19 protein-coding genes and 3 pseudogenes are annotated in these 22,908 nt (G+C 65.8%); 15 read left to right on the top strand and 7 right to left on the bottom strand.

What is annotated here, in order from left to right; genetic code table 11:
- The first annotated feature begins 93 nt into the window (after positions 1-93).
- Both FUT88_RS00405 and FUT88_RS00410 read left to right on the top strand, forming a co-directional pair.
- Positions 94-1,722 (top strand): gamma-glutamyltransferase family protein, encoded by a 1,629-nt coding sequence (locus FUT88_RS00405; protein ID WP_147213350.1) that lies wholly within the window; start codon positions 94-96, stop codon positions 1,720-1,722.
- 102 nt (positions 1,723-1,824) lie between these two features.
- Positions 1,825-3,141, top strand: a complete 1,317-nt coding sequence (locus FUT88_RS00410) for an MFS transporter (RefSeq protein ID WP_147213351.1) — start codon at positions 1,825-1,827, stop codon at positions 3,139-3,141.
- 49 nt (positions 3,142-3,190) lie between these two features.
- Here the strand turns inward: FUT88_RS00410 and FUT88_RS00415 are convergent, their stop codons facing one another.
- On the bottom strand, positions 3,191-3,781 hold the full coding sequence (locus FUT88_RS00415; protein WP_147213352.1) for a hypothetical protein: 591 nt from the start codon (positions 3,779-3,781) through the stop codon (positions 3,191-3,193).
- Positions 3,782-4,098: 317 nt separating this feature from the next.
- Here FUT88_RS00415 and FUT88_RS00420 point away from each other — a divergent pair, with 317 nt between their 5' ends.
- Positions 4,099-4,983, top strand: coding sequence for a neutral zinc metallopeptidase (locus tag FUT88_RS00420; RefSeq protein ID WP_147213353.1), 885 nt, complete (start codon positions 4,099-4,101; stop codon positions 4,981-4,983).
- Between the two features lie 8 nt (positions 4,984-4,991).
- On the opposite strand, the gene FUT88_RS00425 is transcribed toward FUT88_RS00420, so the two are convergent.
- The gene (locus tag FUT88_RS00425; protein ID WP_147213354.1) at positions 4,992-5,738 is read right to left on the bottom strand and encodes an SDR family oxidoreductase; all 747 of its coding nucleotides are present in this window, start codon (positions 5,736-5,738) and stop codon (positions 4,992-4,994) included.
- Positions 5,739-5,876: 138 nt separating this feature from the next.
- Between FUT88_RS00425 and FUT88_RS00430 the strand changes: the two genes are divergently transcribed.
- The 4 genes from FUT88_RS00430 to FUT88_RS00445 all read left to right on the top strand — a co-directional run bounded on the left by FUT88_RS00430 (position 5,877) and on the right by FUT88_RS00445 (position 10,720).
- Positions 5,877-7,352, top strand: coding sequence for a DNA-3-methyladenine glycosylase 2 family protein (locus FUT88_RS00430; protein WP_147213355.1), 1,476 nt, complete (start codon positions 5,877-5,879; stop codon positions 7,350-7,352).
- Positions 7,353-7,369: 17 nt separating this feature from the next.
- The gene (locus FUT88_RS00435; protein ID WP_147213356.1) at positions 7,370-7,918 is read left to right on the top strand and encodes a methylated-DNA--[protein]-cysteine S-methyltransferase; all 549 of its coding nucleotides are present in this window, start codon (positions 7,370-7,372) and stop codon (positions 7,916-7,918) included.
- A 60-nt stretch (positions 7,919-7,978) separates the two neighbouring features.
- Positions 7,979-8,911, top strand: coding sequence for a DMT family transporter (locus tag FUT88_RS00440; RefSeq protein WP_147213357.1), 933 nt, complete (start codon positions 7,979-7,981; stop codon positions 8,909-8,911).
- 498 nt (positions 8,912-9,409) lie between these two features.
- Positions 9,410-10,720 carry a HipA N-terminal domain-containing protein gene (locus FUT88_RS00445; RefSeq protein ID WP_147213358.1) on the top strand — a complete coding sequence of 437 codons (1,311 nt, stop codon included), beginning with the start codon at positions 9,410-9,412 and terminating at the stop codon, positions 10,718-10,720.
- Positions 10,721-10,748: 28 nt separating this feature from the next.
- Here the strand turns inward: FUT88_RS00445 and FUT88_RS00450 are convergent, their stop codons facing one another.
- On the bottom strand, positions 10,749-11,024 hold the full coding sequence (locus FUT88_RS00450) for a hypothetical protein (RefSeq protein ID WP_012762729.1): 276 nt from the start codon (positions 11,022-11,024) through the stop codon (positions 10,749-10,751).
- Positions 11,025-11,250: 226 nt separating this feature from the next.
- Between FUT88_RS00450 and FUT88_RS00455 the strand changes: the two genes are divergently transcribed.
- Together FUT88_RS00455 and FUT88_RS00460 are read left to right on the top strand one after the other, a co-directional pair.
- Positions 11,251-12,666 carry a M20 family metallopeptidase gene (locus tag FUT88_RS00455; RefSeq protein WP_147213359.1) on the top strand — a complete coding sequence of 472 codons (1,416 nt, stop codon included), beginning with the start codon at positions 11,251-11,253 and terminating at the stop codon, positions 12,664-12,666.
- A 75-nt stretch (positions 12,667-12,741) separates the two neighbouring features.
- A pseudogene (locus tag FUT88_RS00460) lies at positions 12,742-13,562 on the top strand (transporter substrate-binding domain-containing protein).
- Positions 13,563-13,568: 6 nt separating this feature from the next.
- Here the strand turns inward: FUT88_RS00460 and tet are convergent.
- Both tet and FUT88_RS00470 read right to left on the bottom strand, forming a co-directional pair.
- Entirely contained in the window at positions 13,569-14,750 is a 1,182-nt protein-coding gene (gene tet, locus FUT88_RS00465) for a Tet(A)/Tet(B)/Tet(C) family tetracycline efflux MFS transporter (RefSeq protein WP_147213361.1), read from the bottom strand.
- Between the two features lie 130 nt (positions 14,751-14,880).
- Entirely contained in the window at positions 14,881-15,687 is an 807-nt protein-coding gene (locus FUT88_RS00470; protein WP_147213362.1) for a hypothetical protein, read from the bottom strand.
- Between FUT88_RS00470 and FUT88_RS00475 the strand changes: the two genes are divergently transcribed.
- From FUT88_RS00475 to FUT88_RS00500, 6 genes and pseudogenes are all read left to right on the top strand, one after another.
- A complete protein-coding gene (locus tag FUT88_RS00475; RefSeq protein ID WP_147213363.1) occupies positions 15,686-15,943 on the top strand; it encodes a hypothetical protein in 258 nt (85 codons plus the stop codon). The genes FUT88_RS00470 and FUT88_RS00475 overlap by 2 nt on opposite strands.
- A gap of 151 nt (positions 15,944-16,094) precedes the next feature.
- Positions 16,095-16,367: a hypothetical protein gene (locus tag FUT88_RS00480; protein WP_124381667.1), complete on the top strand. Its 273-nt coding sequence runs from the start codon at positions 16,095-16,097 to the stop codon at positions 16,365-16,367.
- 274 nt (positions 16,368-16,641) lie between these two features.
- Entirely contained in the window at positions 16,642-17,850 is a 1,209-nt protein-coding gene (locus FUT88_RS00485) for an HD-GYP domain-containing protein (protein ID WP_147213364.1), read from the top strand.
- A complete protein-coding gene (locus tag FUT88_RS00490; protein ID WP_147213365.1) occupies positions 17,832-19,388 on the top strand; it encodes a glycine betaine ABC transporter substrate-binding protein in 1,557 nt (518 codons plus the stop codon). The genes FUT88_RS00485 and FUT88_RS00490 overlap by 19 nt, the downstream gene beginning before the upstream one ends.
- 64 nt (positions 19,389-19,452) lie before the next feature.
- Positions 19,453-20,219: pseudogene (locus tag FUT88_RS00495) on the top strand (sulfite exporter TauE/SafE family protein).
- A gap of 167 nt (positions 20,220-20,386) precedes the next feature.
- A complete protein-coding gene (locus FUT88_RS00500; RefSeq protein ID WP_147213366.1) occupies positions 20,387-20,836 on the top strand; it encodes a hypothetical protein in 450 nt (149 codons plus the stop codon).
- 64 nt (positions 20,837-20,900) lie between these two features.
- Here the strand turns inward: FUT88_RS00500 and FUT88_RS00505 are convergent.
- Positions 20,901-22,300, bottom strand: a pseudogene (locus tag FUT88_RS00505) (GntP family permease).
- Between the two features lie 134 nt (positions 22,301-22,434).
- Positions 22,435-22,809 carry a hypothetical protein gene (locus FUT88_RS00510; RefSeq protein WP_147213367.1) on the bottom strand — a complete coding sequence of 125 codons (375 nt, stop codon included), beginning with the start codon at positions 22,807-22,809 and terminating at the stop codon, positions 22,435-22,437.
- Positions 22,810-22,908 lie beyond the last annotated feature (99 nt).

The raw sequence follows: 22,908 nt of genomic DNA on the forward strand, positions 1-22,908 counted from the left end.
TAAGCAACATCCAATGAATTTTAACTTTATTAAATCCAGCGCACCGCAAATAATCGTTCGTCAACCCTTCCCGCTTATCACGGCTTGAATCCCATGTCGCATCACTTCGATTGGCAAAACCCTTATCCGACCGTCCGCATTCCGCTGTTTGCGCGCAACGTTGTGTCCACCTCGCACCCGCTCGCCGCGCAGGCGGGCCTGCGCATGCTGCTCGCAGGCGGCACTGCCGTGGATGCGGCCATCGCGGCGGCAGCCATGCTGACCGTGGTGGAACCCGTCTCGTGCGGCCTGGGCAGCGATGCATTCGCAATCCTCTGGGACGGCAAGGAACTGCACGGCCTGAACGCCTCCGGCACCGCGCCGCAGGCCTGGAACCTCGATTACTTCCGCAAGAAATACGGCGAAGACGCCAACGGCAACCCCAAGCGCCCCACGCGCGGCTGGGACGCGGTAACCGTGCCCGGCGCCATCTCCGCCTGGGCTGCGTTGCACGAGCGTTTCGGCAAGCTGCCGTTTGCCGACGTGCTGGAACCCGCCGCCGAGATTGCCGAGCGCGGCCACACCATCGCGCCCATCGTCGCGCACAAATGGGCGGCGGCCATTCCCGAGCTGCACAACCAGCCCGGCTACGCCCAGGCCTTCATGCCGCACGGCCGCGCGCCGGAAGTTGGCGAGAAGTTCAAGCTGCCCGACGCAGCCGCCACGCTGCGCCGCCTCGGCCAGACCAACGGCCGCGATTTCTACGAAGGCGAACTCGCTGAACGCATCGCCGCCTATTCGCGCGAATGCGGCGGCGGCATGACCGCACAAGACCTGCGCGACTATCGCCCCGAATGGGTCAAGCCGATCACCAAGCGCTACCGGGGCTACGACCTGCACGAGATTCCGCCGAACGGCCAGGGCATTGCCGCGCTCATCGCACTTGGCATTCTCGATCGCTTCGATCTTGGCGGCCTGCCGGTCGACTCCGCCGATTCGCAGCATCTGCAGATTGAAGCGATGAAGCTGGCGTTTGCCGATCTCTACAAATACGTGGCCGACCCGCGCTCGATGGAAGTCACGCCCGAGCAGATGCTCGACGACGCGTACCTCGATGCACGCGCCAAGCTCATCGACATGGGCCGCGCGCAGATGCCGACCTTCGGCATGCCGCGCGCCGGGGGCACGGTGTACCTGACGGCCGCTGACGAGAACGGCATGATGGTCTCGTTCATCCAGTCCAACTACATGGGCTTCGGTTCCGGCGTGGTGGTGCCCGGCACCGGCATCAGCCTGCAGAACCGCGGCTTCGGTTTTTCGATGGACGCGCGTTCGGCCAACGTGGTGGAAGGCGGCAAGCGACCATTCCACACCATCATTCCGGCGTTCCTGACCAAGGACGGCCAGCCGCAGATGAGCTTCGGCGTGATGGGCGGCGACATGCAGCCGCAAGGCCACCTGCAGACGCTCGTGCGCATGCTCGATTACAAGCAGCAGCCGCAGGCCGCGTGCGACGCGCCGCGCTGGAAGGTCAACCGCGATTTCACGCTGGACGTGGAAGGCACCATGAATGCCAAGACCGTCGCTGCGCTGGAAGCACGTGGGCACAAGCTCGAATCGGTGGCCGATCCGTACATGGATTTCGGCTCCGGCCAGTTCATCTGGCGCCTGTCGGACGACGTCGATCACGGCTACGTAGCGGCCAGCGACAGCCGCCGCGATGGCCACGCGGTGGGCTTCTAAAAAAGCCCCGCCGCACCAGCGCGCTGACCCGTCGGACCGGGCGGGCAACGCGCTGCAGTTTCCATAAAAACGATCCCGGCCGGCACCAAAGGAACCCTCATCATGACCGCCCCCTCTGCGGCAGGCACTGCTGCGCCTGCTCGGCCCGCAACAACGAGTGCAGCGCATGCACGCCGCATCGTCATTTCGTCGTCGATCGGCAATGCGCTGGAGTGGTACGACTTTCTCGTCTACGGCTTCTTCGCGTCGGTCATCGGCAAGCTGTTCTTTCCGGCCGATGACGAATGGGTGTCGCTGCTGTTTGCAGTGGGCAGCTTTGGCGTGTCGTTCATCACACGGCCAGTCGGCGCGATCGTGCTGGGCATGTATGCCGACAGGAAAGGGCGCAAGGCGGCACTCACGTTGTCGATCCTGCTGATGATCGTCGGCACGCTGGCGATTGCCGTGATGCCGAGCTATCAGCAGATCGGTATCGTCGCACCCGTCACCATCCTGCTCGCACGGCTGGTGCAGGGTTTTGCGGTGGGCGGTGAATTCGGCAGCGCGACCGCCTTCATGGTCGAGCACAGCACGCGCGGGCGCGGCTACTACGCCAGCTGGCAATTTGCCAGCCAGGGTATTGCCACGATTCTGGCGGCCGGGCTGGGGGCGCTGCTCACCGCGTCGCTCACGCCGGCCGATCTGGAAGGCTGGGGCTGGCGGTTGCCGTTCGTCTTCGGGTTGCTGGTCGGCCCGGTGGGTTTCTACATCCGCCGCCATCTGGATGAGACGCCCGAGTTCGTCGCCGAGCAGAAGAAGACGACGGTCGATCCACAAGCGTCGTTCAAAGCGCAGTGGACGAACCTGCTGCTGGCGGTGGGCGTGGTGGCGCAGTCCACGGTGTCGGTGTACGTGCTGCAGCTCTACATGCCGACGTATGCCGTCAAGCAGCTGCATCTGCCGGCCGCCCAGTCGTTCGCGGTGGTGGTGCTCAATGGCGGGCTGCAGTTTCTGCTCTCGCCGGTGATGGGCGCGCTGTCGGATCGCATTGGCCGCATCCGCATCATGCTCAGCACGTCGGTGCTGATGATCCTGCTGATCTACCCGATGTTTGCGCTGTTGCGCGCGTACCCGACCATCGGTGCGCTGCTGGCGCTGCAAGCCGTGTCGGGCATCTTCAAGGCCGCGTATTCGGGCCCGATGCCGGCGCTGATGTCGGAGATCTTCCCCACGCGCGTGCGCTCGACCGGGCTGTCGCTCGGCTACAGCCTCGGCGTGACGCTGTTTGGCGGGTTCGCGCCGTTCATCGTCACATGGCTGATCCACACGACCGGCGATACGCTGGCACCGAGCTACTACGTGCTGACGGCCGCCGCGGTGAGCGGGATCTCGCTGACGATCATCGCGCTGCGTCGTCGCAGGCAACCGCACGCTGCCTGAGCGTCACGCCACTTTATGCTGCGTCGTTCCCTTTTTCCTGGGGGGCCGATCAGGCGCCTTTGTACCAGGCCGCATTGAACGGCGCGCTGTGGCGCATGTAGCGTGTGCCGCGATGATGGCGACGGGTATTGGCAGGCGCCGGCGCATCGTTGTCTTCGATCGTTTCGCGTTCGGCTACGGTGCGGGCGCGGGGCTGCTGCACTTGCGAGTAGACGCGTTGCTCCATCCGGTCACGCGCTGCCGCAACCCGGTCGGGCGATGCAGGCTGCGACGAAGCGTCCGCGGGCGCAGGTGCAGCGGTCGGCGCCGGCGTGGCGGCATTGGCTGGGCCCGCTGCCATGGCAACGCTCATCGCATCGCCGGCCTGCGCGGCCGTCGGCGTGTGGCCGGCGAGGCTCTTCACCCAGGGCGCGTGGTACATCCCAACGTAGATCGCCCCGGTCACGGCAATCAACGCGGCCGCAACACTGCTGAACGCGCCGCCTATCACGGCACCCGACACGCGTGCCCACCACGGCTTGCGCTCTGCAGGCGCCTGCTCCACGTCCGACACCTCGGTCGGATCAACGTGGGTAGCAGCCAAATGCGACGGCTCCGTGGCGGCGGGTGGTTGAGCAGTGATCGAAGCGGGCAAGCGCATGGTGAGAACTCGAGATCATGGAGCGGCAGCGTCATCTTCTGCCGATCGTTATTCGGTAACCGCCGCATGTCACCTGTGTGACAGCCGGACGGAGGATGAGCAGCCTTGGTTAGCAAGTTTCCTGCCGGACTTGGTGCGGTGCCGCAAATCGCCGCCAGCCCTTGCCAAGGCTGGCGCCGGCGCTGCATGCAGACGATTCGGCAGCGCGGCGGCATGCCCGAACGTATGTACAGCAGGTAGACTTTGCAAAGTTTACCGGGTGTGACGCCCGGCCCCACCCTGCCCTACTGCCTCACAGGCCCCTCAAGGAGAACATCGTGCGTTGGGATGACATGCGCGAAAGCAACAACGTGGAGGATGAGCGCGCATCCTCGGGCGGCGGCTTCGGTGGTGGCGGCATGCGGCTCGGCATCGGCGGTATCGCTATCGTGGCCGTGGTGGGCTTGCTGATGGGCAAGAACCCGCTGGAAATCCTCAGCATGGTGATGCAGGTGTCGCAGAATGCGCCGACGCAATCCGCGCAGCACAGCCCGGCGCGGCCCACTGGGGAGACCGACAACGACCGCAGCAAGCAATTGGTTTCGCACGTGCTCGGCGACACCGAAGACACGTGGACGCAACTGTTCAAGCAAGCCGGCCGCGCGTATCAGCCGCCCAAGCTCGTGCTGTTCCGCCAGGGCATCCGCTCAGGTTGCGGCGATGCCACCTCGGCCGTCGGCCCGTTCTATTGCCCCGCTGATACGAAGGTCTATCTCGACCTCGGCTTCTTCGACGAACTGCGCCGCAAGTTTGGCGCGCCCGGCGACTTTGCCGCCGCGTACGTCGTCGCGCACGAGGTGGGCCACCATGTGCAGAACCTGCTGGGCGTGTCGGAAAAGGTCAGCCGCGCGCAGGCCGGTAAATCGCAGGCCGGGGCGAATGCGCTGTCGGTCAAGCTGGAGCTGCAGGCCGATTGCCTGGCCGGCGTGTGGGGCCACTATGCGCAGCAACGCGGCCTGCTGGAGCGCGGCGACCTGGAACAGGCGCTCACCGCCGCACACGCCATCGGCGACGACACCTTGCAGCGCAACGCCGGCCGCAGCGTCACGCCCGATGCCTTCACGCACGGCACGTCGGAGCAGCGCATGCACTGGTTCCGCCAGGGCTTCGACGGCGGCGACCTTCGCCAGTGCGACACCTTCCGCGCCGGGGCCGACGCCTGATCACCCCGTCAGCGCCCACCCGCGCAATCCAGCAGCGCCCCCGTCACGTACGACGCCGCATCGGAGAGCAGCCAGACGATGGTCTCAGCCACTTCCCGCGGCGTGCCGGGGCGGCCGATGGGCGTGGCGCTGCCCAGGCGCTGAGCGCGGTCGGGCTGGCCGCCTGAGGCGTGGATATCGGTCTCTATCAAGCCGGGGCGCACGGCATTGACGCGCACGCCATCGCGCCCGAGTTCACGGGCCAATCCCAGCGTCATCGTATCGACGGCACCCTTGGAGGCAGCGTAGTCGACATATTCGTGCGGCGACCCCAGCCGCGACGCCGCCGACGACACGTTCACCACTGAGCCGCCCACGCCGCCGCGCGACGTCGACAGGCGCCGCGCCGCCTCGCGCGCCACCAGAAAGGCTCCCAGCACATTGGTCTCGAACATCGTGCGCAGCCGGTGCGTGGTCATGTCGGCCACGTCCTGCGCCTCAGCCACGATGCCGGCGTTGTTGACGACGCCGTGCAGCGCGCCAAAGCGTCCGGCCGCAGCGTCGAACAGGGCAATCACATCTTCGTCGCTCGACACATCGCCCTGCACCGCCAGCGCGTGGCCGCCGGCCTGTTCGATGAGGCCGACCGTCTCTTCCGCCGCCTGCCGGTTGCCGCGATATTGCAGTGCGACAGACCACCCGCGTTGCGCACACAGCACTGCCGTGGCGCGACCGATCCCGCGGCTCCCGCCGGTGATGACGATGGTCTTGGACATGCCGATCTCCCGATGTGTTGTTGTGTTCGCAATTGTGCCGAGATGCCGCGTTTTTGGCATCGAGGGATGTGTCCGAATCCGGCGAATCTGCACGACCCGACAGGGCTAGACTAGCTGCCAGCTTCCCCGATCACCACCATGCATCTCGACCACAACGCCTGCTACCACGCCGTGCAATCGCGCGACCGTCGTTTCGACGGCTGGTTCTTCGTCGGTGTGACATCCACCGGCGTATATTGCCGCCCCGTTTGCGCGGTCCGCACGCCGCTGGAAAAGAACTGCCGCTTCTTCAACACGGCCGCCGCCGCCGAACGCGCAGGCTTTCGGCCGTGCCTGCGCTGCCGGCCGGAATTGGCACCGGGCCACAGCCTGGCGGAGATGTCGTCCAACCTTGCACGCGCCGCCGCGCGCATGATCGACGAGGGCTTTCTGCAAGAGCACGATCTTGCCGCGCTGGCCGCAGCCGTGGGCGTGACCGATCGCCACTTACGCCGCATCTTCCGCGCGGAGTTCGACGTCTCGCCCATCGAGTACGCCCAAACGCAGCGTCTGCTGCTCGCCAAGCAGCTGCTGACCGATACCGCCATGCCCGTCGGCGATGTGGCCTTTGCGGCCGGCTTCGGAAGCGTCCGACGGCTGAACAGCGGCTTTAACGAGCATTACGGCTTTGCGCCCACACGTCTGCGCTCGCGCACGACGGCGCCGCGCACCGAAGACGGGCCTACGCTCATGCTCGGCTACCGCCCGCCGTTTGCGTGGCAGGCGTTGCTCGAATTTCTGCGCGCCCGTGCCGTGGACGGCGTCGAAGTGGTCGACACCGACAGCTACGCACGCACGATCACCGTCGACTACGGCGGCGTACGACACACTGGCTGGCTGCATGCGCGCAATGTGCCGCAACGCCACGCGGTTGCGCTCACGCTGTCGCCCAGCCTGCTGCACGCCATGCCGCCCGTGCTGGCACGCGCGCGACGGCTGTTCGACCTCGATTGCCGCCCCGATCTGGTCGATGCGCACCTCGGCACGCTTGCTGCCGAGACGCCCGGCCTGCGCGTGCCGGGCGCCGTGGACGGCTTCGAAATTGCGGTGCGCGCCATCGCAGGGCAGGTGATTTCGCTGGCGCAGGCACGGCGCATTCTCGGTCGCATGACTGCCGTATATGGCGTGCCGTTGCAGCAACCGCGCGAGGGGTTGTCCACCGCATTTCCGAGCGCTGCGGCACTGGCGAACATCGATGCGCAGGCGCTGTCGGCGCAGACAGGTCTGCAGGCCAGCCGCGCTGCCGCCGTCGTCGAACTGGCCCGCGCCATCGATAGCGGCAGCCTGCGGCTCGAACCGCTGGTGCCGCTCGCGCCCACGCTGGCTGCCCTGCAAGCGCTGCCCGGTGTCGGCGAATGGACCGCGCAATACGTCGCCATGCGCGCGCTGGGCTGGCCGAATGCATTTCCGCTGGGCGACTACGTCTTGCGCAAACGCCTTGCAGACAGCAACGGCACGCTGCCCACGCGCCGCGCCATGGTCGAGCGCGCCGAGCCCTGGGCGCCGTGGCGCGCGTATGCCGCCATGCATCTCTGGCACCGCGAGGATGCGTTCACCCAATCTGCGTCGCATTGATTGACGCGTCGACCGCCATGTACCGCCACACCTTTGCCTGCCCCCTCGGCGATCTGCTGCTGACCGCCACCGACACACACCTGACCGGCGCGTTCTTTCCCGGGCAGAAGACGATTCCCGTGAATGCCGCGCGCATGGCGGCGGGTGCAGACGTCGCGGTCATCCGTGAGGCGCAGGCGCAGTTCACCGCCTACTTTGCCGGCAAGCTGCACGACTTCGATCTGCCGATGGCGCCCGAAGGTACGCCGTTTCAGCAGGACGTCTGGCGCCTGCTGTGCGACATCGCATTCGGCAGTCGCACCACCTACGGCCAGATCACGGCCCGCCTCGGGCTCACGCGCGAACATGCGCGGGCGGTGGGCACCGCCGTGGGCCGCAACCCGATTTCGATTGCCATCCCGTGTCACCGCGTGGTGGGCGCCGACGGTGCGCTCACAGGCTATGCCGGTGGGTTGCCACGCAAGGCCGCGCTGCTGCGGATCGAAGGACACCCCGCGCAGGTTGGCGAACGCCTGCCCATGCCCGGCGACGATCGCCAAGGCTTGCTGGCGCTGGTGTCTGCATAAAAACAAAATCGCGCGGACAATGCGCGCACGCCACCCCACAACGATAACGAGACCCCCTTCATGCGCCGCTCCGATGTGTTCGAACTCCTCACCCTCGCTGCCCTATGGGGCGGCTCCTTCCTGTTCATGCGCGTGGCCGCACCGCCCTTCGGGCCCGTTGCGCTCATCGCGCTGCGCGTGGCGATTGCGTCGTGCTTCCTTGTCCCGACGCTTGCTTTGCGCGGTGGCATGGGGGCGCTGCGCACGCACTGGCCGCATCTGCTGGCCGTGGGCGTGCTGAATTCGGCCATCCCGTTCTGCCTGTTCGCCTATGCCGAACTCACGCTCACGGCGGGCTTTACCTCGGTGCTCAATGCGGCGGCGCCGTTGTTTGCGGCCATCGTCGCGTTCACGTGGCTGGGCGAGCGGATGTCGTCGCTGCGCGTGCTGGGATTGGCGATCGGCTTCATCGGCGTGATCGTGCTGGTGGGTGGGTCGTCTGTCATCGATGCAAAGCAAGGCGGCGTGGCTGTGGCCGCGGCGCTGTCGGCTACCGTGCTGTACGGCGTGGCCAGCAGCTACACCAAGCGCTTCCTGACCGGCGTGCCGCCGCTGGCCGTGGCGACCGGCAGCCAATTGGCCGCCACGATCGTGCTCGCCCCGCTGGCTTACTGGCTGTGGCCCGGGCAGACGCCCACCGGCAGCGTGTGGCTGCACGTCATCGCACTGGGTATCGCCTGCACGGGCGTCGCCTACATCCTGTTCTTCCGACTGGTCGCGCATGTGGGGCCGACACGCGCCGTGTCGGTCACCTTCCTGATCCCGGTGTTCGGCGTGCTGTGGGGCATCCTGTTCCTGGGCGAGCAATTGACGCTGAACATGGTGATCGGCTGCGCCGTGATCCTGCTCGGGACGTCGCTGTCGACAGGCGTATTCGCGCCAGGTAAAAAAGCCGATGCAAATGCGACCCCAGCCGCAAGCGAAAAAGATTCGCTTTTGCGTTCCGGCCGCTGAATGGCCGAGTGAGCGCCCCGGCGGTTCGGGGCGCCGTGACTTGCGCAAAATCCACTTGAAGCCGATGCTTAAAACCGCAGTTGAATTCTCCAGCAATGCGGCGATGTCATCGCTGCCCCCATATTGCGACGGCGTTAAATCCGGAATTTGTAATGAATGCCATGTCGTCGCGGTCCTCGTGCAATTTATTCAACGGCGCTGGCATTGGCTCCGCAGCTCGATTTAAAAAATCTTCAAAACTGAAGTAGACGCCTGAAACATCGCCTCGCGCGCACTCGATCTTAACGATCCGATAATCCGATTTGAGAAAATTGCATCATCGATTCCGGATATCTACGCGCGTTGCACAGATTTTCTTTGTTATGCTCGCCCTCGGTCGATGAGGGGCGTGCAAGGGAACGGCATATTTGCTGAATAGCAGCCGAATTCCCAATTGCCGGCGGGTTCTCCGCTGCACAGCCGACTAAGCACGCTCCATCAAATACGTTGGATACGCGCATGCTGGACGTCTACCTGAATAAGCATCTGATCGGTCAGCTATCGTGCGGCCGCAGCGGTTGGGCGTTCGAATACGATTCCCGCTGGCAGACTTCGTCGCAGGGCTTTGATCTGAGCCCGCACCTGCCACGTACCGCCGGCAATATCGCCGATACGGCAAAAGCCCAGCCGGTGCGCCACTTCTTTGAATACCTGCTGCCCGAACCGGCACGCAACACCCCCAAGGCTGCTGCCGCCGCGCTCGAGCATCTCGCGCAAGCCGCGCCGCATCTGGACGGCCCGCTGACGCTGGTGCCGAGCGGGCTCAAGCCCTGCAGCGGCCGCGCCGACGGGCTGTCCGAACGGGATCTCGTGCTGCAGTTCCAGCAAACCGTCGGGCGGCCGCCCCGCAGCACGCCGCTGCGGGTGGCGGAACCGCGCGCACGCTACGGTACCGATGGTGCGGCGGCGTCCGAAGAAATCAGCCTGCCCTTCCTGGCTTCGAATGGCTTGCCCGTGTCGATGTGGCTTGGGCGATTTTCCGCGCCGGCCAATGCCGCGCAATCGAGCCATTTCGTCCGGCTGGATCTGGGTGAAGGCGCGCAACTTCCTTATGCCACCATCAATCACTGCTGGGCCACGCTGCTGGGCCGCAGCATCGGTCTGGACACGCCGTTCATCGGCCTGCGGCAGTTTCCGGAAACCGCCGCCGTGGTGCAGCGCCTTGATCGCACGCTACGCTGCAAGAGCGACGACACCGCGCTGGTGCAGGCGCGCTATGTCGTCTCGGCGGTGCAATTGCTGGGGCTCTCGCCCAAGCACCGGTTCCTGCCGATCACCGTCGAGCAGCTCGCAGAATGCGCAAGTCTGTGCGCAGACCCGGCTTCCGCCACGGCCGCGCTGTTCCGCTGGATGGTGTTCTGCCTGCTGATCGGCGGGCGCAACGCCTCGGCCGGCACGCTGCATTTCCACATCGGTGCGGACGGCATCCGCCTCGCGGCGCACGATCACCTGTTCTGCGCAGCGGTCTACGCCAACGAATGGAATGCCGATGAACTGTCGCCGGATGCACAAGCCCGCTATGACGCCATCGACCAAGACGCGCTGCTGTCCCTGGCTGATCACCTCGGCTACGACGCCAGCCAGGCGCGCCGCGAGTTGCTGCGGCTGATCAGCATGCTCGCGCCGCAGTCGTCGTTCGTGGCGACGCATCTCTCGCAAGCGCTCGGGCATTCGCCGACACGCGCTGCGGAGATCGATTTTCTCGCGCGCATCCATCGCCATGTGTCGGAGACGGCACGGCGGCTGGGCGGCAAGACAGCGGAAGTCTGAAACAGAAACGCGCGGCCACCGCAGGCGCTTAGAGCGCCGCCAGGCTGACCGAGCCGTAGCGGGCGTAGCCGTGCGCGGCCAATGTGTCCATGGCCTCCGCTTCCGCCCGGGCGAACGTCAGCGCAAGCGTGTCGGGGCTCCCCGCCCCGCTCGCGAAGGCCTGGTAGGCCGCAAACGCCTCGCGCGGGGGCACGCCACTTCGTTCGAGCACCCGCTGCGCGGCTTCCAGCGCCGCACGAATCGCCGTCTCACCGGGCGGGGCATCGCGAAACGCTAGCTGTAGACAGGACGTCGTCGGGTTCATCCGCGTTTCGATCTTCGATTCACTGGAACAGCACACCTGACCCAGTCTAGGAAAGCGCCTACCGGGTGCCAAGCCTGGCGCTCGCCCCCGAGGCGCGTTCTCGCCAACATTGCAATGTCCGACTTGGGGATGCCCCCGGGTGCACATGCCATGAATCACGTTGCATAATCGATTCGATTGACGAAGCAACGACTTTGTTGGCACCACCACAACGACAGGAGACCCCATGATCACGCCCCCCATCCGGTTGAAACGTACTGCGCTCGCCTGGCTGCTGGCCGGTGCAGCCTTGCCGGCATTCGCACAGATTCCGTTCAGCTCCGGTGGAGCGTCTTCCACGCCTGCACAAGCTGCGTCAGCCGCCCCCGGGGGAATCGACGTGGCGCAGATCAAGCCGGCGGTGGACGCGGCGGTCAATGCGGAATACGGCCAGCTCGACCTGCTCTACAAAGACATCCATGCGCATCCCGAGTTGGCGTTCCAGGAAACCCGCACGGCGGCCAAGCTGGCCGAGCAGATGCGCAAGATCGGCTTTGACGTGACGGAGCATGTCGGCAAGACCGGCGTGGTGGCGGTCTATCGCAATGGGGCGGGCCCGACGATCCTGGTGCGTACGGAACTCGACGCCCTGCCGATGGAAGAGAAAACCGGCCTGCCCTACGCAAGCCACGTCCACACGAAATGGCGCGGCGAGGACGTCGGCGTGGCGCATAGCTGCGGGCACGACGTGCACATGGCGTCGTGGGTCGGCACGGCCAAGACGCTGATGTCGCTCAAGGATCGCTGGCACGGGACGCTGGTGTTCGTGGCACAGCCTGCCGAAGAAACCGTATCGGGCGCGCAAAGCATGATCGACGACGGCTTCTTCAAGCGCTTCCCCAAGCCCGACTACGCGTTTGCGCTGCACACCGGCCCGGGGCCGTACGGCTCCATCGTCTTCAACAGCGGCCCGATCACCTCCAACTCCGACGGGCTGGAAATCACGTTCAAGGGCCGCGGCGGCCATGGCTCTGCGCCTGACAAGACCATCGACCCCGTGATGATGGCGGCGCGCTTCGTGGTCGACCTGCAAAGCGTGATCAGCCGCGAGAAAGATCCGCAAGAATTCGGCGTGGTGAGCATCGGCGCCATCCAGGGCGGCAGCGCCGAGAACATCATTCCCGACAGCGTGCTGCTGCGCGGCACGATCCGCTCGTACAAGCCGGCGGTGCGTCAGAAGATGCTCGACGGTATCCGCCGCACGGCCAAGGCCGTCACCGAAATGTCGGGCGCGCCGGACGCCGACATCAAGATCACCGAGGGCGGCAAGGCGGTCAACAACGACCCCACGGTCGTTGCGCGCACCGAGGCGATGTTCAAGACCGCCTTCGGCAACGACCGCGTCGTGCGCGTGCCGCCCATCACGGCCAGCGAAGATTTCTCGGCGTTTGTTGACGCGGGCATCCCGTCGATGTTCTTCTTCATCGGCGTGAATGATCCGCAGACGTTCTTCGCCTCGCTCAAGCCTGGCGCCAAGCCGCTGCCGACCAATCATTCGCCGCTGTTCGCGCCCGTGCCGGAGCCGTCCATCAAGACGGGCGTGACCGCGATGTCGCTGGCGGTGCTCAACGCGCTGCAATGGAACAAGGCGTCGGGCCAGTAAGCCGGCGTTGAGATGGGCGCGACCGGCCCGGGTGACCGGGCGGCCGCGCCTTTTGATTTCTCTGGAGGGGATTCCATGTTCAACCGTTTCATCCGCACCAGCGCCCTGCTGCTGTGTGCCTGCGCCGCGGCACCCGCCTTGGCGCAAACCACGGCCGCCAACCCGGCGGCAACCGTCTCGACGAAATTATCGCGCGCGGCACACTGCGCGTCGGCACCACCGGCGACTACAAGCCCTTTACCTACAAGAACCCCGCCGATGGCCGCTTCATCGGCCTGGACGTCGAGATGGGCGAACGCCTTGCCAAGGCACTCGGCGTGAAGCTGGAAATCGTGCCGACCACGTGGTCGACGCTGATGCAGGACTTCGCGGCCGACCGCTACGACATTGCCATGAGCGGGGTGTCGGTCACGCTGGAGCGGCAGAAAAAGGCGTTCTATTCGATCCCGTATCAGCGCGACGGCAAGACGCCGATCACGCGCTGCGAGAACCAGTCGAAGTATCAGACGCTGGCGCAGATCGACCAGCCGAATGTGCGTGCCGTGGTCAACCCGGGCGGCACCAACGAAAAATTCGCGCGCGAGCACCTGAAGCAGGCGCAGATTCGCGTGTATCCGGACAACGTGACGATCTTCAACGAGATCGTCGCCGGCCGCGCAGACCTCATGATGACCGACGCGGTGGAAACGAAACTGCAGCAGAAGCTGCACCCGGAACTGTGCGCCGTGCATCCGGAAGCGCCGTTCGATTTCTCCGAAAAGGCCTACCTGCTGCCGCGCGACGTGGTGTTCAAGAACTTCGTCGACCAGTGGCTGCGGCAGACCGCAGAGAGCGGGGAGTTCGCCAAGCGCTTCGATGCGTGGCTGGCGTATCCGTGGAATGCTGCGGCCAAGTAAACGGCGCTATGTCCGGGCGGCGCGCCTGGCTGCGCCGCCCATCAGCAACATGAGGCATGCGCCGTTCAGCAGCGCGCCCATCAGCCAGACCGCGCCGGACCACACCGGCGCTGTCAACGCATAAAACGCTGTGGCCGCCAGCGGCCCGATCATGGCGGCCACGCTGGCGAGGCTGGCCAGCGCGCCCTGCAATTCGCCCTGCTCATGCTCGCCCACCTGGCGCGAGAGCATCGCCTGCAGCGCAGGCATGCCGATCTCGGCCATGCACAGCAGCACCATGGTCGGATAGACCATCCAACCGGCGCTGATCCACGCCATCGCCGCAAAGCCCGCGACATCCATCATCACGCTCGCCACGACGGCGCGGCGCTCACCCAGCGCGCGGGAAATCGGCCCGGTCAGGAATGCCTGCGCCAGCGCATGCATCAGCCCGTAAGCCGCCAGTGACAAGCCGGCGGCGCGCGTGTCCCAACCGAAGTGCGCTTCGCCGTGAATGACCCACAGCGTTTGCGGAATCTGCCCAACGATTTCGATGATGGCCAGCACAGCCAGCAACGGCAACAGCGTCGGTACACGCGCCACACGGCGCAGCGATTGCACGGGCAGCAGCGCACGCCAGGCAAACGGCGCCCGTTCAGCGCGGCGCGATTCCGGCAACGCGAAGCACGCCACCAAAAAATTGACGCCATTGAGCGCCGCCGCCAGCAGGAACGGCGCACGCAGCCACCAGTCGCCGAGCAGCCCGCCCAACGCCGGCCCGGCGATGAACCCGAGGCCGAAGCACGCGTTCATCAGCCCGTAACGGCGCGCGCGATCGGCCGGCGCGGTGATGTCGGCGATGTACGCCGTCGCCACCGCATAGTTGGCACCGGTGATGCCCGCCACCACGCGGCCGACGTACAGCACCCACGCATGCGGCGACAGTGCCATGACGAGGTAATCGACCGCCGCGCCCGCCAGCGACACCAGCAGCACCGGCCGGCGCCCATAACGGTCCGCCAGCGCACCAAGGATCGGCGCAAAGACAAACTGCATCGCCGCGTACGCCGCGATGAGCAGGCCGAATTCGAATGCGATGTCGCCCGTGTGATCCAGCTCGCGCAGCAGGCTCGGCAGGATGGGCAGGATCAGCCCGACGCCCATGGCATCGAGCGTCAGCGTGAAGAGGATGACGGCAAAGGCAGGCATGCGAATGCGCCGCGCGCCCGTCGGGGCGGCAGCGCTTCGAAAACAGAAAGCCGAGATGATGCCGTGGAAGTGCGCGCCGTGCAGCGACTTGTAGCGTCGTGCAACGCTCCAGCGAAAGCCGCCGGCAAGCTTAGTGGAGGCTGCTCCGATCGCCGTGTTGCAGAGCGAGCGCGTCGCGCAGCAATGCATCGGTCATGTCGCGGCCTAGGAGCGCCGGGTCGAAGCGCGCGGAAAAACGCGTCGAGCACGACTCCACTTGCAGCACCACCTGGCCCGGCGGCAGCAGTTCGATGTCGACGTGGATGACCTCATCGTCTTCGGTAAAGGAATGCAGCAGCGTGAGCGCGCGGTAGCCATCGGCGCGCTCCACGGCGGCTTCCGTCCACGACGGCGCCAGCAGCGCGCAACTGACCAGCGTTTCGGGCTCGTCGGGGCGATACAGATGCAGCCCCATCATCGTCGAGGCGGCATCGGCCACGCTGGACCACTCGGCCGCCGGAATCAGGTCGCCCAGCAGGCGGATGTCGTCGACGGCGGCGTCGGTCTGCACGAAGGCAGCCCCCAGGAAGAACGCCGTCTCGTCACGGAAACCACCCGCCACGGTGTTGCGCCACAGGCGATGGCTGCTCTTGCTGCCGAGCGCCACCTGCGACAGCACCTTGGCCGCACGCGCGCCGTCGGCGCCCGACCACTGCTCCACCGCGCCGTGCGAGAACAGGCGATCGGCCATCACCAGGCCCACGCCTTCCGGCAACACGCGCTCTTTCAGCCATCCGGCGAGCACGTGCACACCGCTGAACGGCATGTCCGGACGCCCGATCGCATGTGCGCGCACGCGGCCGTTTTCCGGCACGTGGAACGGCATGGCAAACAGCCTCGCCTGATAAGCGACGCCGTCAATCTCGAAACGGGCGATGGAAGCGGTGGTGATGGACATGATGACCTTCCTGCTGCAAGGGGCGGAAAACGCCGCCCGTACCTGCATCAACGACCATCCACGCCGAATGTTTAGCCGCCACATGGGGGGTTGGGGGGAGGGGAATCCCGGTGTCTGTAATGCGACGCAACAATCCCGGCGCGTCAAGGCAGGAATTTTTTGCCGCGCCAGCCGTCACACCTTCGCATTAAGGGTTATCCCGCATCCCACATTTTCATTTCAATTCAATGACTTATGTGCAGATCGCGGTGCTTGAGGGGTCACAATTGTTCTTCTTTTTTGAACAAAGAGTTTAATAGAACTGCTTTTTTACCCTCTGAGCAACGACTAAGCTTATGCCATCGCGTTACCGCACCGCAGCGAAGCTGCCCTGCGGCAATGCTCACCCCCCTGTTGTGGAGTCCATCATGAAGACCAAGAACCTGATTCTCGCCTCGTTGATCGCTGTTGCCGCTGTTCCCGCCTTCGCTGCCGGCGTGCAAAGCCAAGACCCGTACACCAACGGCCAAGCCGTGACCAAGGCTGATCCCTATACCGACGGCGCCCGCAAGGCTGACGTCTACACCGACGGCGCCGTGCGCAAGGCCGACCCGTATACCGATGGCGCGCTGCGCAAGGCTGATCCGTACACGGACGGTGCCCTGGTCGGCAAGGCTGACCCGTTCAGCGACGGCCAATAAGTCGTCGACCTGCTGTCAGCATCACCCGTATCACTCTCCCTCCCCGATGCCGTGTGCCCCAGTTGGCACCGGCACCGGCTTTACCGAGGCGGCCTTCTGGCCGCTTTTTTTTTGCCTACACCCGCAGATTTCACATTGCGAGCCCGGACTTTCTCCCCCTCAAGGCGCCGCGCCTCGCGTCCGATAAAAGAGAATGGATCCATTGGCGGGCAGCCTTCCCCGGACCCGTTGCGCAAAGACGGGCCTCGCCACGGACTGATCTCTGAACATCAACATGCGCAAACGCATCGCCATCGAACACCTGCGGGTGGGCATGTACCTCGACGAATTTGTCGGCTCGTGGCTGGACCATCCGTTCTGGCGCGCCCGCTTTCGCGTGGAGGATGCCGCCCAGCTGCAGCGCCTGCGCGCCAGCGGCGTGCGAGAAGTGTGGATCGACACCACGCGCGGCACCGACGTGGCCGCCGCCAATGCGGCACCTCCGGCCCCGGAAATGCCGGCGCCGCCCGCCTGCTCGGCCGACGCCAGCATTGCGCCCCGCCCCATCACGCATGCGGAAGAGATGCGCCATGCCGCCCGCCTCATCTGCAAAGCCGAGGTGGCCGTGCAGGCCATGTTTGCCGATGCGCGCATGGGCCGCACGATCGAAGCGCGCGACGCACTGCCGCTGGTGGAAGCCATTTCAGGCTCGGTCGACCGGCACCCCAGCGCGCTGACCAGCCTCGTGCGACTGAAAGCGAAAGACCGCTATACGTTCCTGCATTCCGTGGCCGTGTGCGCGCTCATGGTGGCGCTGGGCCGACAGCTGGGGCTGTCCGATGACGAAGTGCGCGACGCCGGTCTAGCCGGCCTGCTGCACGACATCGGCAAGATCGCGATTCCGCCCGAAGTGTTGAACAAGCCCGGGGCGCTGACCGACGCTGAATTCCGCCACGTGATCGTCCACCCACAGGCAGGGCACGACATCCTGGCCGGCGACAGCAGCATGCGCGACATCGCCCTCGACGTCTGCCTGCACCACCACGAGCGCATGGACGGCACCGGTTATCCGCACAAGCTGGCCGGCGAAGGCATCTCGCTGTTTGCGCGCATGGGCGCCATCTGCGACGTGTACGACGCCGTCACGTCCGACCGTCCATACAAAAAAGCGTGGGAGGCCGCCTACGCCGTGCAGCGCATGGTCGAATGGCGCGGCAACCATTTCGACCCGATGGTGTTCAACGCCTTCGTCAAGAGCGTGGGCATCTATCCGGTGGGCTCGCTGGTGCGGCTGCGCTCGGGCCGGCTGGCGGTGGTCATGCAGCATGCGCCCGGCGCATTGCTCACGCCCACGGTCAAGGTATTCTTCTCGATATCGTCGGGCACGCGGATTGCGCCCGAACTCATCGACCTGGCGCACACCGGCGACCAGATCGTCTCGCGAGAAGAACCCCGCGACTGGGGCCTGACCGACCTCAACGAACTTTGGATACACGGCGACTGATCCGTAGCCCTTTTCTGTGGCGCTGGCTGGCATGGCTTGCGCTGGGCTGGCTGGCGTGCAGCACTTCGGCCCTCGCCGATTCCCCTCTTCGGATCGGCTCCAAACGCTTCACCGAGTCCTACGTGCTGGGCGAAATCCTCACGCAGACGGCAAGCCCGCGCGGCCCCGCCGAGCACGTGCCGGGCCTGGGCAACACCGCCATCGTCTTCGCCGCACTCAAGAACGGCAGCATCGACGTCTACCCGGATTACCTCGGCACCATCGCCGCTGAGATCCTGCACTTGCCCGCCGACCAGGCAGCCAATCCCGATCAAGCCGCGCTGCTGGCCGACGTCAACCGCGGCCTCGCGCCGATGGGCCTGGCGGCCGGCGTGCCGCTCGGCTTTGAAGACACCTACGCGCTGGCCATGCGCGACGCCGATGCCGAGCGCGAACACATCCGCACGCTGGCCGACCTGGCCACGCATCCGACGCTGCGGCTTGGCCTGTCGCACGAATTCCTCGGTCGCGCCGATGGCTGGCCGGCGATTGCCCAGCACTACAAGCTGCCGCAGCGCCCCACAGGCCTTGACCACGGCGTTGCCTACGATGCTCTGCGCGCCAGTCAGGTCGACATAATCGACATCTACTCCACCGACGCCAAGATCCGCCGCGAACATCTGCGTGTGCTCGACGACCCTGCGCACGTCTTCCCGCGCTACGACGCCGTGCTGCTGTACCGCGCCGACGTTGCGCAGCGGCATCCGGCGCAATGGCAGGCGATCAACACACTCGCTGGACGCATCCAGCGCGACGACATGGTGGCGATGAATGCCGCGGTCGAACTCGAAGGCCAGTCGTTCTCGCAAGCAGCGCGGCAATTTCTCACGGGGCATGGCGATGTGCCGGCTGCCACCCCGGCGCGTGCGTTCTTCGCTCGGCTGACGGACGGCTTGGGACGGCTCACGCAGCGGCATCTCATGCTGGTCGGTATTTCCACCGGCGTTGCCGTGCTGCTCGGCGTGCCGCTGGGCCTGATGGCCGCGCGTCGCCGGATCAAGCAGCCGATTCTTGCGGTGGTGGGCGTGCTGCAGACGATTCCGTCGCTGGCGTTGCTGGCGATGCTCATTCCCATCGTCGGGTCGATTGGCGTGGTGCCGGCGCTGATTGCGCTGGCGGTCTATGCGCTGCTGCCCATCGTGCGCAACACGATCGTCGGATTGGAACAGGTGCCAGACGGCCTGCGCGATGCGGCGTTGGCGCTGGGGTTCACGCCGTCGCAACGCACGCGCGTGGTGGATCTGCCGCTGGCGCTGCCGGTCATCCTGGCCGGCATCAAGACGGCCGCCGTCATCAGCGTGGGCACGGCGACCATCGCCGCGTTCATCGGCGCCGGCGGCTATGGCGAGCGCATCGCCACGGGGCTCGCCCTCAACGACAGCGCGACGCTGCTTGCAGGCGCCATCCCCGCAGCAGTGCTGGCGCTGCTCGTGCAGGCCGCGTTCGAGGCGGCCGAATGGTGGCTGCGCCGGCACGGTAGCGACACCCCACCCCGCTGACGAGCACACGCGCGGGCGTTCCATTACCATCGCGGTCATTCCAGCCGCGCAGCACGCCTCGCCTATGACCACGCTCCCGTTTTCCACCGCCCTGCTCGTCGCGGCGGCCGGCGTTTATGCCGCGCCCAGAATGCCCTTGCGGGCGGCGGATCGTTCATCACGTTTCCGGCCTTGCTGCTGGCGGGGCTCAACCCGCTCGGCGCCAACATGACCTCGACAATCGCGCTGTTCCCCAGCCAGATCACCTCGTCGATTGCCGGGCGCAAACTGGCCGGCGGCGTCGATGCCGGCGAGCATCACCTCTCGCTCAAACAGCTCATCGTCATCAGCCTGGCGGGCGGCGTGCTGGGCGCGCTGTTGCTGCTCGCGACACCGCCGTCGTTCTTCGCCAAGCTGGTGCCGTATCTCGTGCTGTTTGCGACGAGCGTGTTTGCGTGGGGCAGCTTCCGCCGCAAACCGCTGCACGCGGCATCGGGCATGTCGACTGCCACGCTGGCGACCGCTCAATTCGCGATTGCAATTTACGGCGGCTACTTCGGCGGCGGCATCGGCTTCCTGATGCTGGCCGCGCTGACGGTGGCCGGCCAGCAGGTGCGCATGGCGGGTGCGACCAAGAACGTGCTCGCCATGACGATGAATGCATCGGCCGTGGCAGTGTTTGCGTTCTCGCCGCAGGTGAACTGGGCGGCCGTGGTGGCGTTGGGCATTGGCGGCATCGCAGGCGGATTTGCCGGCGCATGGCTGCTGCACCGGCTGCCGGAAAAAGTGCTGCGCAGCTTCGTCGTCATCGTCGGGATCATCCTGACGGTCTGGCTGTTCATGCGCGCCTGAATGCGCTATCCGATGGCGGCTTGACAGCGTTTGTCCGACAGGCGGTTCAGCCTGCGCCTACTGTCTGCCGGGTTGACGCTTTCCTATTGTGACGTTCGGGATGCACGTCGTGGCACGCGGCATGCGTGCCATGAAGTCGACCCCGTTTCACAACAAGGAGAACGAGCATGCAAGCACGCAAGATGTCGAGTCTGGCCGCAGCGATCGCCGTGGCCGCCTGTGCGTGGATCGGCGCGGCGCCCGCGCAGGCCCAGCAGAAGGATCACAGCGCAGTGACGGGCGTCGACAGCCCCATGGAGGGCCCGCGCACCCAGGTTCAGCGCAACGCCGACGCCGCTGCCAACCCCGGCTATCACAACAACGCCACCGGTGCGCAACCAGAAGCCACGCCCGGCACGCTCAAGCAGAAAGTCCACCGCGCGCATGTGAAGACCGACAAGTGGGTCGACAAGCACGTCACGCACCGCCACGGCAAGGGGAAAGGCACGGCAACGGCGGAGTCGTCGTCAGACCGCGCATTCTGGTCGCGCCGCGCGAACCAGTGCGATTCGCTGGTGGGTGAAGCCCAGCGCGTCTGCCGCGAGCGTCGCTCGGACGCCGCGGGCAGCATGCAATAACCGTATCCGCCCATGAAAAAGCCGACGTTTGCGCGTCGGCTTTTTCATTGCGGCAGCGTCTGCGTCAAACGATGCCGGTGGCGTAGAACACGGCAATCACGAAGAACACCGCCAGCGTCTTGATGATCGTCACGCAGAACACATCGCGATACGCCTCGCGGTGCGTCAGGCCCGTCACGGCCAGCAGCGTGATCACGGCGCCGTTGTGCGGCAGCGTGTCCATGCCGCCCGAGGCCATCGCCGCCACGCGGTGCAGCACCTCCATCGGAATGCCCGTCGCCTGTGCTGCCTGCACGAACTGATCGGCCATTGCCGCCAGCGCAATGCTCATGCCGCCCGAGGCGGAACCGGTGATGCCTGCCAGCGTGCTCACCGTCACGGCTTCATTGACGAGCGGATTCGGAATCGCACGCAGCCCCTCGGCCAGCACCAGGAAACCCGGCAGCGCGGCGATGACGCCGCCGAAGCCGTATTCCGAAGCGGTGTTCATCGCGGCCAGCAGCGCGCCAGACACCGCCGCCTTGCTGCCTTCGGCAAAACGGTCCTTCACAGCGCGGAAGCCAAACACGAGCACCACGATGATGCCGATCAACAGCGCGGCCTCCACGGCCCAGATCGCGGTCAGCTTGTCGGCTTCAACGGTGAGCGGCTTGGGCAGGCCCGGCAACGCAACGGTCACGGCCTTGCCGTACCACGTCGGAATCCAGCGCGTGAACAGCAGGTTCATCACGCCGACGAGCACCAGCGGCGACAGCGCGACGAGCGGATGCGCCAGCGTACCGGTCTCGGCCGTCTCGGGCTCGTTCACCAGTTTGGTGAGGCCGTGGTCATAACCGTGGCCATTGCGCAGCGCGACGCGGCGGCGCCATTCCAGGTACGCCATGCCCACCACGATGATGAACAGCGCGCCGATGGTACCCAGCCACGGCGCGCCCACGACGTGGTGTGGAAGAACGTGGTCGGGATGATGTTCTGGATCTGCGGCGTGCCGGGCAGCGAATCCATCGTGAACGAAAACGCGCCCAGCGCGATGGTGCCCGGGATGAGGCGCTTGGGGATATTGCCCTGGCGGAACATCTCCGCCGCAAACGGGTACACCGCAAACACCACCACGAAGAGCGACACCCCGCCGTACGTCAGCAGCGCACACACCAGCACGATGGAAAGCATTGCCCGCTTGGCCCCCACCACGCGGATGACCGACGCGACGATCGAGCGCGAAAAGCCCGACAGCTCGATCACCTTGCCGAACACGGCACCGAGCAGGAACACCGGGAAATATAGTTTGACGAAGCCGACCATCTTCTCCATGAAGATGCCGGAGAACACCGGCGCCACGGCCGATGGATCGGTCAGCAGCACCGCGCCAAGGGCGGCCAGTGGTGCAAACAGGATGACGCTGTAGCCGCGATACGCGGCGAACATCAGAAATGCCAGCGCAGCCAGCACGATGATGACGGACATCGACAATCTCCTCGCATGCTTTTCTTTTAAGAGCGAAGGATTGTATGTCGCGATGCAACAGATGCCGTTACGCAATCACGCGTATTGAACTGCCGGCGGAACTGGCGTTCATCGGCGCCGGATGGGCGTCTTCGTCACGTCGACGATGACGATTCAATGACGTGCCCCCAGCCTCCGCCATGTCCCCAGCCGCGCCCGCCCCACCCGCGGCCGCCCCATCCGCGATGGCAGCCCCAGCACCCGCCGCCGCCGATCCACACGCTGCCGAATACCGGCGCCGGGTACACCGGTGCTGGGTAGTAGGCCGGCCCGTAGTAGTAATAAGGATCGTACGGATAGGACGGATACGCCGCCACCGGCGCAGGCGCCACGGCTGTCGGGGCGATCGGATTGCCGTAGGCGTCGTAATACGGCGCGACCACGCAGCCGCCCAGCAGGACGACCGCGCACGCGGCCAGCGCGCCCGACAGGATGGCGGCACGGCGGCCAGGTTGCGATGCGCGGCCCATGATGTGCTCCGTTGGATGCATGTGCATATGCGTTTCGAATATGCCTTCGACCGTGTTTGGCTGACTCAATTCCAAGGACTTTGTATACCGCGCCGCAGC

It is taken from the genome of Ralstonia sp. TCR112 (assembly GCF_007997035.1).
Taxonomy (GTDB): domain Bacteria; phylum Pseudomonadota; class Gammaproteobacteria; order Burkholderiales; family Burkholderiaceae; genus Ralstonia; species Ralstonia edaphi.

Excerpts from the sequence above, each read along its gene's own strand:
- FUT88_RS00510 (WP_147213367.1), bottom strand. The coding sequence starts at position 22,809 with ATGGGCCGCGCATCGCAACCTGGCCGCCGTGCCGCCATCCTGTCGGGC.
- FUT88_RS00415 (WP_147213352.1), bottom strand. The coding sequence starts at position 3,781 with ATGCGCTTGCCCGCTTCGATCACTGCTCAACCACCCGCCGCCACGGAG.
- FUT88_RS00410 (WP_147213351.1), top strand. The coding sequence starts at position 1,825 with ATGACCGCCCCCTCTGCGGCAGGCACTGCTGCGCCTGCTCGGCCCGCA.
- FUT88_RS00405 (WP_147213350.1), top strand. The coding sequence starts at position 94 with ATGTCGCATCACTTCGATTGGCAAAACCCTTATCCGACCGTCCGCATT.
- FUT88_RS00455 (WP_147213359.1), top strand. The coding sequence starts at position 11,251 with ATGATCACGCCCCCCATCCGGTTGAAACGTACTGCGCTCGCCTGGCTG.
- FUT88_RS00485 (WP_147213364.1), top strand. The coding sequence starts at position 16,642 with ATGCGCAAACGCATCGCCATCGAACACCTGCGGGTGGGCATGTACCTC.
- FUT88_RS00475 (WP_147213363.1), top strand. The coding sequence starts at position 15,686 with ATGATGACCTTCCTGCTGCAAGGGGCGGAAAACGCCGCCCGTACCTGC.
- FUT88_RS00470 (WP_147213362.1), bottom strand. The coding sequence starts at position 15,687 with ATGTCCATCACCACCGCTTCCATCGCCCGTTTCGAGATTGACGGCGTC.
- FUT88_RS00425 (WP_147213354.1), bottom strand. The coding sequence starts at position 5,738 with ATGTCCAAGACCATCGTCATCACCGGCGGGAGCCGCGGGATCGGTCGC.
- FUT88_RS00440 (WP_147213357.1), top strand. The coding sequence starts at position 7,979 with ATGCGCCGCTCCGATGTGTTCGAACTCCTCACCCTCGCTGCCCTATGG.
- tet (WP_147213361.1), bottom strand. The coding sequence starts at position 14,750 with ATGCCTGCCTTTGCCGTCATCCTCTTCACGCTGACGCTCGATGCCATG.
- FUT88_RS00500 (WP_147213366.1), top strand. The coding sequence starts at position 20,387 with ATGCAAGCACGCAAGATGTCGAGTCTGGCCGCAGCGATCGCCGTGGCC.
- FUT88_RS00430 (WP_147213355.1), top strand. The coding sequence starts at position 5,877 with ATGCATCTCGACCACAACGCCTGCTACCACGCCGTGCAATCGCGCGAC.
- FUT88_RS00450 (WP_012762729.1), bottom strand. The coding sequence starts at position 11,024 with ATGAACCCGACGACGTCCTGTCTACAGCTAGCGTTTCGCGATGCCCCG.
- FUT88_RS00445 (WP_147213358.1), top strand. The coding sequence starts at position 9,410 with ATGCTGGACGTCTACCTGAATAAGCATCTGATCGGTCAGCTATCGTGC.
- FUT88_RS00435 (WP_147213356.1), top strand. The coding sequence starts at position 7,370 with ATGTACCGCCACACCTTTGCCTGCCCCCTCGGCGATCTGCTGCTGACC.
- FUT88_RS00480 (WP_124381667.1), top strand. The coding sequence starts at position 16,095 with ATGAAGACCAAGAACCTGATTCTCGCCTCGTTGATCGCTGTTGCCGCT.